We start from the raw sequence: 12,602 nt of genomic DNA, 5'->3' as shown, positions 1-12,602 counted from the left end.
GCCCATGATTACCCTGAAACTCAATGGCCAAGACCATCAGCTTGATGTAACCGAGGATATGCCGCTGCTCTGGGCGATCCGTGACGTGGCCGGTTACAACGGCACCAAATTCGGCTGCGGCATGGGCCTGTGCGGTGCCTGCACCATTCATATCGACGGTTTGCCGGCGCGAAGTTGCATCACGCCGATTGGCTCGGTGGTTGGCCAGGATGTGCGCACCATCGACAACCTGCACGCCGACCCGGTCGGGCAAGTCGTCCAGCAAGCCTGGCTCGACACCGCCGTGGCCCAGTGCGGTTTCTGCCAGGGCGGGCAGATCATGTCCGCCACCGCGTTGCTCAAGACCAACCCCAATCCGAGCGACGAGCAAATAGAAGAGGCGATGGTCGGCAACATCTGCCGTTGCGGCACCTACAACCGCATCAAGACCGCCATCCGCCAAGCCTCTACTCATCTGAAGGAGGCCAAGGCATGAGCCAGCTCCCGAATGATTTCGCCCTGAGCAACCTCAGTCGTCGTGGCTTCCTCAAAGGCGTCGGCGCCACCAGCGCTTTGGTGCTTGCCGCCAGTTGGGGCTGGCAAGACGATTTCGCCGAAGACAAACCGAAGAAATTCGGCGCCGACGGCATGCCCAACGGCTGGATCGATGATCCGAAGGTCTACGTCAGCATCGCCGCCGATGGCACGGTCACCGTGGTCTGCAACCGTTCGGAAATGGGCCAGGGCGTGCGCACCAGCCTGAGTATGGTGGTGGCCGATGAACTGGACGCCGATTGGGCGCTGGTCAAGGTGCAACAGGCGCCGGGTGATGAAGTGCGCTTCGGCAACCAGGACACCGATGGTTCGCGCAGCATGCGCCATTGGTACGAACCGATGCGCCGTTGCGGTGCCGCCGCCCGGACCATGCTGGAGCAGGCCGCCGCTGAACAGTGGAAAGTCCCGGTCGGCGAATGCCGTGCGCAACTGCACAAGGTCATCCACCAACCCACTAAACGCGAACTTGGATATGGCGAACTGGCCGCCGCGGCGAGTGCGCTGGCGGCGCCGGCCCGTGACAGCCTGCGGCTCAAGCAGCCGTCGGAATTTCGCTACATCGGCAAGGAAGGAGTACGCGCCATCGACGGTGCCGACATCGTCAATGGTCGTGCGGTCTACGGCGCCGATGTGCATTTCGATGGGATGCTCTACGCCACCATTGCGCGGCCGGCGGTGTACGGCGGCAAGGTCAAATCCTTCGATGCCAGTGCGGCGATGAAAGTCCCCGGCGTGATCAAGGTCTTGCAGATCGAAAGCCGTCCGCTGCCGTCCGAATTCCAGCCACTGGGCGGCGTGGCGGTGGTAGCGAAAAATACGTGGGCGGCGATCAAGGGCCGCGAAGCGCTGAGCATCGAGTGGGACGATGGCCCCAACGCCAGTTACGACTCGGTCGCCTATCGCAAGGAACTGGAGGCAGCGTCGCTCAAACCGGGCAAAGTGGTGCGCAATACCGGCGATATCGACAAGGCCTTGGCCAATGCAGGCAGCAGCACCCTCGAAGCGTCCTACTATCTGCCGCACCTGGCACAAGCGCCGATGGAACCGATGGTCGCCATCGCCCGTTTCAAGGATGGCGTGTGCGAAGCCTGGGCGCCGAGTCAGGCGCCACAAGTCACTCGCGAACGGATCGGCGAACGCCTTGGCCTGCCGTTCGATAACGTCACCTTCAACGTCACGTTGCTGGGTGGTGGTTTTGGGCGTAAGTCCAAACCGGATTTCGTCGTTGAAGCGGCCATCCTTGCCAAGGAATTCCCCGGCCAGGCAGTGCGCGTGCAGTGGACCCGCGAAGACGACATCCATTGTTCGTACTTCCACACCGTGTCCGCCGAGTACCTGAAGGCCAGCCTCGATAAGGACGGCATGCCCTCCGGTTGGTTGCACCGCACCGTGGCGCCGAGCATCACCGCACTGTTCGCGCCGGGCATGAACCACGAGGCGGCGTTCGAGTTGGGCATGGGTTTCACCAACATGGCTTATGCGATTCCGAATGTGCGCCTGGAAAACCCGGAAGCGGCGGTTCACACCCGGGTCGGCTGGTATCGCTCGGTGTCGAACATTCCCCATGGCTTCGCGATTCAGACGTTCGTTGATGAATTGGCCCACAAGGCCAAGCAGGATCCGCTCAAATATCAGATCAAATTGCTCGGCCCGGACCGTCAGATCGATCCGCGCACCTTGAGTGAAGAGTGGAACTACGGCGAATCCCCCGAGCGCTATCCGATCGATACCGCGCGGATGCGCACGGTGCTGGAAACCGCCGCCAAGGCTGCCGGTTGGGGGCGCACCCTGCCCAAGGGCCGAGGTTTGGGATTGGCGGTGCATTACAGCTTCGTCACCTATGTGGCGGCGGTGATTGAGGTCGAAGTCAAAGACGACGGCACTCTGATCGTGCACAAGGCTGACATCGCCGTGGATTGCGGCCCGCAGATCAACCCTGAGCGCATTCGCTCGCAGTTCGAAGGCGCCTGCGTCATGGGCCTGGGCAACGCGGTACTTGGCGAAATCAGCTTCAAGGACGGCAAGGTCCAGCAGGACAACTTCCACATGTACGAAGTGGCGCGCATGTCCCTGGCGCCGAAGGAAGTCGCGGTGCATCTGGTTACGCCACCGGGCGAAGTGCCGTTGGGCGGAGTCGGTGAGCCGGGCGTGCCGCCGATTGCACCGGCGCTGTGCAACGCAATCTTCGCCGCCACCGGCAAACGCATCCGCAGCCTGCCGGTTCGTTACCAACTGCAAGGCTGGCAGAAGGCAGACGCCTGATGGACAGCGTCGATCTGAACGTCCTGCGCAGCGTGCTCGAATGGCGGCGCGCCGGTCAGCGCGTGGTGTTGTACAGCGTGGTCCAGACCTGGGGCACCGCGCCCCGGGCCCCTGGGGCGATGCTGGCCTTGCGTGAGGACGGCGTGGTGATCGGCTCGGTGTCGGGCGGTTGTGTCGAGGACGATCTGATTGCGCGGCTGCACGACGGCCGAATTCCGGCCGATGGGCCACCGGTGCAATTGATCACCTACGGCGTCACCCGTGAGGAGGCGGCGCGGTTTGGTTTGCCCTGCGGTGGCACCTTGCGCCTGACCGAGGAGCGGGTCGGTGATCCGGCGTGGGTCGCTGAGTTGCTGAGCCGTTGCGAGGCTCATGAAATCGTCGCTCGGTCCCTGGATCTGGCAACCGGTGAGGTGGTTCTGCAACCGGCCAATAAAACCGATGTGCTGAGTTTTGACGGCAGCACCTTGCGCGCCATCTACGGCCCGCGCTGGCGTCTGTTGTTGATCGGCGCCGGGCAACTGTCGCGCTATGTGGCGGAAATGGCGCGGTTGCTCGACTTCGAGGTGCTGATTTGCGATCCACGCACCGAATTCGTCTACGGCTGGGAAGAGCAACACGGTCGTTTCGTGCCGGGCATGCCCGACGACGCCGTGCTGACGATTCAGACCGACGAACGCACCGCCATTGTTGCCCTGACCCACGATCCACGGCTGGATGACATGGCGCTGCTCACCGCTCTGGATTCCCGGGCGTTTTACGTCGGTGCGCTGGGGTCGCGAGTCAACAGCCTGAAACGCCGGGACAACCTGGCTCAGCTAGGCTTGTCTCAAACGGCCATCGAACGACTGCACGGCCCGATTGGCTTGCACATCGGCAGCCACACCCCCGCGGAAATCGCCTTGTCGCTGTTGGCCGAAATCGTGGCGATCAAGAACGGCATCGAACTCAAGCAGAAGAAGCCGTTGCTGGAGGACGTATGAGCGAACCCATCGGCATCATCGTATTGGCGGCGGGGCAGGGCAGTCGGTTTCGCCAGGTCGCCGGGACTGAAAAGGACAAGTTGCTGGCGGACTGCAACGGTCGAGATGGTGCGGTGCGCTCGGTGATCGAGCAGGTGTTGGTAAATCTGCCGGCATCGATTGAGAAGCGCGTACTGGTCACCACCGAGGATCGCCCCCAGGTGATTCGCATGGCTCAGGCTTACGGTTACGAAATAGTGTTGATTGAGTCCACCGGCATGGGCGATAGCATCGCCGCCGGAGTGGCGGCCTGTGCGCAACTCGGTGGTTGGCTGATTGTGCTGGGGGACATGCCGTTTATCCTGCCGTCGAGTATTGAGCAAGTGGTCGCAGGTATTGCAGACGATTGCATCAGCGTGTCGGTGCACGAGGGCGAATTCGGTCATCCAGTGGGTTTTGGTCGGCGCTTTGGCCCGGGGCTGATGGGGTTGTCCGGTGATCGCGGGGCCAAGCCGTTGTTTGCGCAGGCGAGGGTGGTTGAAGTCGTGGTAGATGATCCCGGTGTGTTGTGGGATGTGGATGTGCCTGAGGCGCTGGTTTTTCAATAACGCAATAATCGACTCTTCTTTTCGCCCATTCGTATTTATCGATGGGTGCCAGATATAAAACTCGTTATTCAGCGGGTTTTATCCGACATACGATCATGTGGCGTGCGGTGTTCACAGTTGGGGTGAATATCCGGTCAGCACTTATTAGAAAAAAAGAGCCTACATGATAAAGCACTATATGGATGCGTCGGTCAGTGTCAGTCCTTTGGAACTGGACAGTGATATTCAGGAGTTGGGAGCATTGGAGCGGGCATTAAGTTCTGCAGATGTTTCTCAACCTGTTCCTCGGTATGTCAAAACACTTCGGCAACTTAGAAAAGCATCGCAAACCATCAGCTGTCATCGCGACGAGATCAAGTTCGGCGTCACGTTTGGTGAGCGCTTGAAAGAACTGGGCGATGACTTTGGTTTGTCTGCGCAGCACTTTTCGGTCAACACCAGTGGTTCGCCGCTGCTCGTCAAGGAGCAGGTCGGGGAGCACTTGATTTCACCCACTCATTTTGAAAACGGCGCGTATTTCAGCCACCCCCACGCCGATCATCAACTCGATCACTCGGCGGACGAACTGCCTTCGATCAAGATTGGCCAGTATGTGCGTTTTGGTCGTAACGCCGCGGTCAACGCTGGTGGCGATGTTGATATTGGCGACGGTGTCTGGCTGTCGCCAGGCAGTCAATTGCTGCGTCAGGACCATGACCCTTATGGCCGACTCTCCATCGGCTCGCGGACCGTCGCGATGACGCGCCTGCCGCCGGTGCGACTGTGTGATTACGCGTGGGTCGGGCGTGAAGCGATTGTGGGCTGGAACGCCGATTACCTGGGCAAGGCCAGCATCGTCGGGATCCGCTCTTTCCTCAATACCTGGGTCGGCGACTATTCCATCGTGGGTGATCAGGGAAAGGTCCTGCAATACCTGCCGTTCAAGGCTCACCTCATGGAAACCTATCAGCCGTCGATCGAGCAGACGCTGCAAGTCAGCGACTGGGCTGCGATCAATTCGGACTGGTTGATGATCTACCGTGACACGCCGAAGCGCGAGACACCGCCATTGCCGGCGCCACTGGCGGAGTATCTCGACACGCCGGGCAAGAAATCCGTGTTGCTGATCGCGCCGAGCGATAACGCGCAGCTTCAAGCATTCGCCCGGCACAGTCTGGATGTCATCTCGTCTTCCCGTCTGCCCTTTGCGCACCATTTGCAGTGGGCTCAGGACTTCGGTCACAAACAGCTCAGGCTGCGCGCCGACCTGGACTTTTCGAGGCTGCCATTCGCCTCGGCGGGCGACTTTCATTATCGCCGCCGATTGGGCTATTCCCTGATTGTCGCCAACAGTTCGCCCGTCGAAGCCGAGCCTTGCCGAGTCTACGTCAACGAACTGGCCCGGGTGCTGGCGACGCAGGCCCTATTGTTGGTGCCCGTCACTGATGTGTTACAGGCGCAGTTGTCCGTGTATCAGGATCTGTTCCATCTGCAAGGGGAAGTCGAGTTTGACGGCGCCTCTTTCATGTTAATGAAGAAGCTCTGACGGAGGCACCAATGCCGTACTTATTACTTTCACTCGCCGCTGTGTTCTGGGGCGGTAACTATGTTGTCGGAAAGTTAATGGTGGTGGATGTTGATCCTGTACTGCTGTCACAACTTCGATGGTTGATTACCAGTGCATTACTGCTACTGATCAACTATAAAGCCGTGATCGCCAGTTTGCCGGCTGCGCGCAAGTCATGGTTAACCCTGGTGATGCTGGCGGTTTGTGGGCAAGTTATCTTTCCGCTGACGTTGTATATCGGTTTGCAATACACCAGTTCGTTGAATGCGGCGATTTATCTGTCGGCCACGCCGTGTCTGGTACTGGCCCTCAATCGTTTCGTTTTCGGTGATTTCATCTCCCGCTCGAACATGCTTGGGGTGGTCATCAGCACGGTGGGTGTGTTCTGGCTGGTGACCATGGGGCATCTGTCCGATTTGAGCTTCCTGGAGGGCTTCAACAAAGGCGATTTCTGGACCATGGCCTCGGCCGCCAGTTGGGCTGTCTATTGCTCCTTCTTGCGCACCAAGCCCAAAACCATCGCCGGCAATGCGTTTGTGACCTATTGCGCGGTCGTGGGAGCGCTGTGCCTGATTCCGTTCAGCCTCGGGGTTTGGGCGTTGCACCCGGACCTGACATTCAACCTGGGGCAGGGGGCGGCACCGTGGTTGGGGCTGGCGTATCTGGTGATCTTCCCATCCTGGCTGTCGTACTTGTTCTGGAGTAAAGGCATCGGCGAAATCGGTGCCACCCGTGGCGAGATCTTCACTCACCTGGTGCCTCTGTCCGGCGGGTTGTTCAGTATCGTGTTCCTGAACGTGCAACTGCATGCCTATCACTTGGTCAGTCTGGTGTTGATCGTGTTTGGGGTGATCCTATGCTCGATTAAACGCCGGGCACCGGTGGCGCTGCGCACGGAGGCCGCTTGATGGACAGAATCATCGATGCGGTCGACCGCCACGGTGTGCGATGGGTGGGCCTTGTGCAGGGCGTGGGAGCGTCGGCTACTGCCTGGCAGGTTGAAGGTGCCGAGAGTTCTCAGGCGTTGGCCGTGCGGTTCATGCGCAGCAAGCAATCCTGGGAACACTTCAAAAGCGGCCTGTCCCTGACAGCGGTACCGGTTGAAGCGCTGGCATCAATGACCTTCAATGTGCCGCTGCGGCCCGCGCTGGATGCGGTGTGCATGGTCAGCGGTTTCGGTTATACGCACCGTTCGGTCAATGGTCTGCCCATGCCCGAGCGGTCGTCGCCGGACTGGTACTACAAAGGTAATGGCAAAGGACTGGTTGGTGCCTCCCGGGCGATCAAATCGCCGTGTCATGCCAGCGGCGCGGCAATCGAGATCGAGTATGCCTGTGTATACCTCATCGACGACTGCCGAAATCCGCGTTATATCGGCTACACCCTGGCGGTGGATTTCTCGGATCCGGTGTTGCGTCACACCCAACCCGGGCTGGCGGGGCTTTCCAAACTGCGCAACACGGCGTTGTGCCACGAACTGGTGATCGCGGAACCACCGCGCCATACGGCGGTGAGGAGTTCGATTGTCCGGCGCGGGGAAATCGTGCGGGACAAACAGTCGCTCTTGGGGCTGGATCAATTGATGTTTACCAAACGCGAACTTGAAGCCCTTCTGTTCCAGCATGAAGAACTTTGCGAGCCCGGGACGGTTCACTATGTGTTGCTCGGCGCTTCATTAAGCACCGACAAGGATGCCTTCGAGTTGCAGCACGGTGATGTCATTCGGGTGAGCAGCCAGGAGGATGGACTGCAATTGTCCAACCTGTTCGAGGATGAGGTGGTGCGACAATCGTGTAACTGCTGACGGGACCCGGCCCGTTACCCCGCTGTTGCCATCAGCGGTGAGCGGGCCGGTTTTTCGAAGTCCAGTACCCATTGCGCCAACGCCCTGGGGGCAGGTTTGCCAGGGTGATCGAAAAACACGAATTCGGTCGTTAACGAAGCATAGGAACCCTTCAGGAAATACGTTTGCACCTGCTCGCTGCGGCAGCACGAATCGACCAGTGACAAGGGCACCAGGGCAACGCCCACGCCGTTGATCACATTTGAAAACAACAGCGGATAGGAGCCGCACTCGATGATCTTTTCCGGGGTGATGTTGCCCATCAGAAACAGTTCGTCGAGATTACGTTGCGAGGCGCTGCGCCGACTGTTGACCAGGAACACTTGGCCGCTGAATGCTTTCAGGTCCTCAATGGCGGGTTGAGTTGCACTGTAGATCAGCGCCAAAGGATCGTTGAAAAGCGTCACCCGACGATAATGCGCAGGCGCAAAGCCAGCGCCGACAATTACCGCGTCGAGTTTGCCGGCCTCAAGGTCCTTGAGTAGTGACTGTGTGTTACCAATGCTGACGTCCACCGCCAGGCCTTCCGGATTGGCCACGATGCTTTGCAGCAGGTTCTGGCGAGTAATGGTGAGGTTTTCGATGACGCCCAGGCGAACCCGTGTTTCGGTTTTTGCCTGGCTCAGGCTGGCTTGGGCGCGAGCCACCAACTCGAGGATTTGTGAGGCGTAGGCATAGAGCTCCTTGCCTTGCGCTGTCATCGTGATGCCACGACCGGAGCGCTCGAACAACTTGGTATCGAGTCGTGATTCAAGTGTCTTGATCCGAAAGGAAATACTGGATTGAGCGCGGTTCAACCTGATCGCTGCTTGCGTGACGCTGCCATAGTCAACAATCGCTTTAAAAGCGTCCAGCTCAGCAATTTCCATAGTCATGCACTCTTACTCCATAACGAGCCGAAAGATTTCGGACCGTGGCCGGGCCTGCCTTGAGCCCTCCAACCGCTCTATTCTGCACGTTGCACGGCTATTTCGTAATACTTTCTTACAGATATTCCGGCGAGATTTAGCGCGGTGCGTGAGCGCTTGGGCAACAAAGTGCTGCCAGGTTTCATCGGAGTGTCGGTTTCAACAGGCAAAAAAAAGCCCCGCCTGGATCACCAGGCGGGGCTTTTTAATGGCCGATGGAATCAGACGAGGGGTTTAGGCTCGTGCTCTTTTTCCAGGGCTTGCTCGTGTTGCTGTACCGCGTCCTGAACGGAGCGTGGAGCTTCGTTGATCACGGATTCAACCGGTTCAGCATTCACTTCAGCAACCGGGGCAGGTGCTGCCTCGACCACTTCAGCCACAACCGGTGCTGGCTCGGCAACAGCCGGTGCAGCAGCGGCAGCCAGTTCGGCTTCTTTCTGCAGACGCTCGGCTTCACGCTTGCGGCGACGCACTTCACGCGGGTCGTTCGGCGCACGGCCATTTTCGGTCAGGGCGCTGACTGGAGCAGCTTCGACCACCGGTGCAGCCGCTTCGGCAACAACCGGGGCTTCAACGACTGGAGCAGGCTCGGCAGCCACAACCACTGGCTCGGAAACCTTCGCTTCAGCGACTGGCGCTTCAACCGGAGCTTCAACGACTGGCGCGGGTGCTTCGACGACTGGCTCAGCAGCTACCGGCTCCGCAACCCAGTTGAACGCGGTTTGCTCTTCACGCACTTCGCGGACAGCTTCGGTCACGGTTTCGGTCGACGTCTCGACAACCGATTCAGCGACAACCACTGGCTCGGCGACGAAAGCAGGCTCGGCGGCAGCTTGAACTTCAGGCTGTGCTTCGCGAACCGGTGCCACTTCAATTTCCGGAGCGGCGGTGGCTTCTACCGGAGTAGTCGCTTCAACGACCGGCGCTTCTACTGGCGCAGTTTCCTGCACGGCAGCAGTGGCGCGTTCGGCTTGCTCGTGGGCCTGGGCTTCAGCCGGAGCGCTGATCACGGTGCTGGCAACGGCTGCGGTTACAGCCAGGCCGGCGGCCAGATCGGCAGCGCTTGGGGCTTCGCGGCCTTCGGCGCCTTCGTTACCTTCGGACTCGGATTCTTCCGAACCTTCGATCACATTGCCGTTGGCATCGCGTTGACGCTCGCGACGGTTGCTGCGACGACGCTGGCCACGGGAGCGGCGGCGTGGACGATCGCCTTCGGCGCCTTCCTGACCGTCTTCCTGCAGTTGCTCTTCGCCAGTCAGCACTTTTTCTTCGGAGGCAGCGGCGGCTTGCTCGGCACGCGGTTGACGCTCTTCACGCGGTGGGCGTGGGGCGCGTTCTTCACGTGGCTGACGAGCTGGACGCTCTTCAGCGGTTACCGCAGCGGCAGCGGCTGGCGCAGCAGCAGCAGGCGCGGCGTCCAGTGGTTCACGCAGTTCACGTACCGGACGCTCTTCGCGATCGCCACGTGGCTTGCGGTCTTCACGTGGAGCGCGCGGTGCACGTTCTTCACGAGGGGCGCGTGGTGCGCGTTCTTCGCGAGCGACTACCGGAGTGGTGGTCTCTTCGCGGGCTTCGCGTGGTTGACGCTCTTCGCGTGGCTCACGTGGTGCGCGCTCTTCACGCGGTGCACGTTCCTCACGAGGCTTGCGTTCTTCATCGCGGCGACCGTTACGGTTGCGGCTCTGTTGACGACCGTTGCGACGCTCTTCGTTACGGGCCGGACGCTCGGAGGTCGCCGGTTTTTCAACCACGACTGGAGCGGCTGGCTCTTCCTTGGTTGCGAACAGGCTGACCAGCGACTTCACCAGGCCTTTGAACAGGCTTGGCTCTGGCGCGGCGGCTGGTGCGGCAACAGGTGCGGCAGCGACGACTTCGGTCGGCACCGGAGCGTTGGCGCGGGCCGGGGCAGTCTTGACCGCGGCTTCCTGGCGAACCAGGGTGCGGGTCGCGGCGGCAGGCTGGACTTCTTCCACTTCGGCAGCGGCAGCAGCGATTTCGTAGCTGGACTGGTTAATGTGGGCTTCCGGGCTGTCATCGCGCAGACGCTGAACTTCGAAGTGCGGCGTTTCGAGGTGATCGTTCGGCAGAATGACGATGCGGGCACGGGTGCGCAGTTCGATCTTGGTGATCGAGTTGCGTTTTTCGTTGAGCAGGAACGCGGCCACCGGGATCGGCACTTGGGCGCGAACTTCGGCGGTGCGGTCTTTCAGGGCTTCTTCTTCGATCAGGCGCAGGATTGCCAGGGACAGCGATTCAACGTCACGGATGATGCCGGTGCCGTTGCAACGCGGGCAGACGATGCCGCTGCTCTCGCCCAGGGACGGACGCAGGCGCTGACGGGACATTTCCAGCAGGCCGAAGCGCGAGATGCGACCGACTTGCACGCGAGCGCGGTCGGCTTCCAGGCATTCGCGGACTTTCTCTTCCACGGCGCGCTGGTTCTTGGCAGGGGTCATGTCGATGAAGTCGATGACGATCAGGCCGCCGATGTCGCGCAAGCGCAACTGACGGGCGATTTCTTCGGCGGCTTCAAGGTTGGTCTGCAGGGCGGTTTCTTCGATGTCGCTGCCTTTGGTGGCGCGGGCCGAGTTGATGTCGATGGACACCAGGGCTTCGGTCGGATCGATCACGATGGAGCCGCCGGAAGGCAGTTCGACGACGCGCTGGAAAGCGGTCTCGATCTGGCTTTCGATCTGGAAACGGTTGAACAGCGGAACGCTGTCTTCGTACAGCTTGATCTTGCTGGCGTACTGCGGCATCACCTGGCGGATGAAGGTCAGGGCTTCGTCCTGGGCTTCAACGCTGTCGATCAGCACTTCGCCGATGTCCTGGCGCAGGTAATCGCGGATGGCGCGGATGATCACGTTGCTTTCCTGGTAGATCAGGAATGGCGCGGAGCGATCCAGCGAGGCTTCTTTGATAGCGGTCCACAGTTGCAGCAGGTAGTCGAGGTCCCACTGCATTTCTTCGCTGCTGCGGCCCAGGCCGGCAGTGCGCACGATCAGACCCATGTCAGCCGGGGCAACCAGGCCATTCAGGGCTTCACGCAGTTCGTTGCGCTCTTCACCTTCGATGCGACGGGAAATACCGCCGGCACGCGGGTTGTTCGGCATCAGAACGAGGTAACGACCGGCCAGGCTGATGAAGGTGGTCAGGGCTGCGCCCTTGTTGCCACGTTCTTCTTTTTCGACCTGAACGATGACTTCCTGGCCTTCGGTCAGGACGTCCTTGATGTTGACGCGGCCTTCGGGGGCTTTCTTGAAGTATTCGCGGGAGATTTCTTTGAGGGGCAGGAAGCCGTGGCGCTCGGAGCCGAAATCGACAAAGGCAGCCTCAAGGCTTGGTTCGATGCGAGTAATCCGGCCTTTATAGATGTTGGCCTTCTTCTGCTCGCGTGCACCGGATTCGATGTCCAGGTCGTAGAGGCGTTGGCCATCTACCAGTGCAACACGCAACTCTTCGGGTTGAGTTGCGTTAATCAGCATTCTTTTCATGTAGTACCGTCGGTTTCCGGGCTGCCGGAAACGGCGTTCGGCACACACGACTTCTCACGGTCGGTGTCAGGTGCGTCAGGAGTGGTTGGACACTCCAGTGTCTAGCGATGGCGGCCAATGTGGGCCGGCGTCGCGACGTACGCGTCCTGCTTGCTGTGGCTACTTAAGCACTCAGTCAGGAGGAGGAATCAACCAGCGGCTGTGGACGAGATGAAGCGTCTTGATAAAGCCTATTGCTACACAGTCCAGCGGTTGTGCATCTCCACCCTACACGTATCCCTGATAATTCGGGTGCTGCCGCGCGCAGAATCCGCAGCGGGTTGGCATTTACCGTGAGCTCCGAAAGGGGAGGTCACGCATCATGGCTAATTTAGGCGTTGTTTCCGAAGCGTTCGCTCGGGGTCATTCGCAGCTGACTGCACTTTGTGAACTGGCCGTGAATATG

At 60.1% G+C, this 12,602-nt stretch carries 9 protein-coding genes; 7 read left to right on the top strand and 2 right to left on the bottom strand.

Going from position 1 to position 12,602, the window contains the following annotated elements:
• The first annotated feature begins 4 nt into the window (after window positions 1–4).
• From BK665_RS15710 to BK665_RS15680, 7 genes are all read left to right on the top strand, one after another.
• A complete protein-coding gene (locus BK665_RS15710; protein WP_092279244.1) occupies window positions 5–475 on the top strand; it encodes a (2Fe-2S)-binding protein in 471 nt (156 codons plus the stop codon).
• Window positions 472–2,796: a xanthine dehydrogenase family protein molybdopterin-binding subunit gene (locus BK665_RS15705; RefSeq protein ID WP_123406987.1), complete on the top strand. Its 2,325-nt coding sequence runs from the start codon at window positions 472–474 to the stop codon at window positions 2,794–2,796. The genes BK665_RS15710 and BK665_RS15705 overlap by 4 nt, the downstream gene beginning before the upstream one ends.
• Window positions 2,796–3,779 carry an XdhC family protein gene (locus BK665_RS15700; protein WP_123406985.1) on the top strand — a complete coding sequence of 328 codons (984 nt, stop codon included), beginning with the start codon at window positions 2,796–2,798 and terminating at the stop codon, window positions 3,777–3,779. The genes BK665_RS15705 and BK665_RS15700 overlap by 1 nt, the downstream gene beginning before the upstream one ends.
• Window positions 3,776–4,366, top strand: a complete 591-nt coding sequence (locus BK665_RS15695) for a nucleotidyltransferase family protein (protein WP_123406983.1) — start codon at window positions 3,776–3,778, stop codon at window positions 4,364–4,366. The genes BK665_RS15700 and BK665_RS15695 overlap by 4 nt, the downstream gene beginning before the upstream one ends.
• Window positions 4,367–4,529: 163 nt before the next feature.
• On the top strand, window positions 4,530–5,891 hold the full coding sequence (locus BK665_RS15690) for an acyltransferase (protein ID WP_123406981.1): 1,362 nt from the start codon (window positions 4,530–4,532) through the stop codon (window positions 5,889–5,891).
• Window positions 5,892–5,902: 11 nt separating this feature from the next.
• A complete protein-coding gene (locus BK665_RS15685; protein ID WP_123406979.1) occupies window positions 5,903–6,820 on the top strand; it encodes a DMT family transporter in 918 nt (305 codons plus the stop codon).
• Window positions 6,820–7,716 carry a hypothetical protein gene (locus tag BK665_RS15680; protein WP_123406977.1) on the top strand — a complete coding sequence of 299 codons (897 nt, stop codon included), beginning with the start codon at window positions 6,820–6,822 and terminating at the stop codon, window positions 7,714–7,716. Before BK665_RS15685 ends, BK665_RS15680 begins: the two co-directional genes overlap by 1 nt.
• A gap of 14 nt (window positions 7,717–7,730) precedes the next feature.
• On the opposite strand, the gene BK665_RS15675 is transcribed toward BK665_RS15680, so the two are convergent.
• Both BK665_RS15675 and rne read right to left on the bottom strand, forming a co-directional pair.
• Window positions 7,731–8,630 (bottom strand): LysR family transcriptional regulator, encoded by a 900-nt coding sequence (locus BK665_RS15675; protein WP_123406975.1) that lies wholly within the window; start codon window positions 8,628–8,630, stop codon window positions 7,731–7,733.
• A gap of 254 nt (window positions 8,631–8,884) precedes the next feature.
• On the bottom strand, window positions 8,885–12,157 hold the full coding sequence (rne, locus tag BK665_RS15670) for a ribonuclease E (RefSeq protein WP_123406972.1): 3,273 nt from the start codon (window positions 12,155–12,157) through the stop codon (window positions 8,885–8,887).
• Window positions 12,158–12,602 lie beyond the last annotated feature (445 nt).

Origin of the sequence: Pseudomonas frederiksbergensis (assembly GCF_003732665.1) — a bacterium.
Lineage (GTDB): Bacteria > Pseudomonadota > Gammaproteobacteria > Pseudomonadales > Pseudomonadaceae > Aquipseudomonas > Aquipseudomonas frederiksbergensis_G.
This window is presented reverse-complemented; position numbering and strand designations above follow the sequence as displayed.

Excerpts from the sequence above, each read along its gene's own strand:
- BK665_RS15710 (WP_092279244.1), top strand. The coding sequence starts at position 5 with ATGATTACCCTGAAACTCAATGGCCAAGACCATCAGCTTGATGTAACC.
- BK665_RS15685 (WP_123406979.1), top strand. The coding sequence starts at position 5,903 with ATGCCGTACTTATTACTTTCACTCGCCGCTGTGTTCTGGGGCGGTAAC.
- BK665_RS15700 (WP_123406985.1), top strand. The coding sequence starts at position 2,796 with ATGGACAGCGTCGATCTGAACGTCCTGCGCAGCGTGCTCGAATGGCGG.
- BK665_RS15680 (WP_123406977.1), top strand. The coding sequence starts at position 6,820 with ATGGACAGAATCATCGATGCGGTCGACCGCCACGGTGTGCGATGGGTG.
- BK665_RS15705 (WP_123406987.1), top strand. The coding sequence starts at position 472 with ATGAGCCAGCTCCCGAATGATTTCGCCCTGAGCAACCTCAGTCGTCGT.
- BK665_RS15695 (WP_123406983.1), top strand. The coding sequence starts at position 3,776 with ATGAGCGAACCCATCGGCATCATCGTATTGGCGGCGGGGCAGGGCAGT.
- BK665_RS15690 (WP_123406981.1), top strand. The coding sequence starts at position 4,530 with ATGATAAAGCACTATATGGATGCGTCGGTCAGTGTCAGTCCTTTGGAA.
- rne (WP_123406972.1), bottom strand. The coding sequence starts at position 12,157 with ATGAAAAGAATGCTGATTAACGCAACTCAACCCGAAGAGTTGCGTGTT.
- BK665_RS15675 (WP_123406975.1), bottom strand. The coding sequence starts at position 8,630 with ATGACTATGGAAATTGCTGAGCTGGACGCTTTTAAAGCGATTGTTGAC.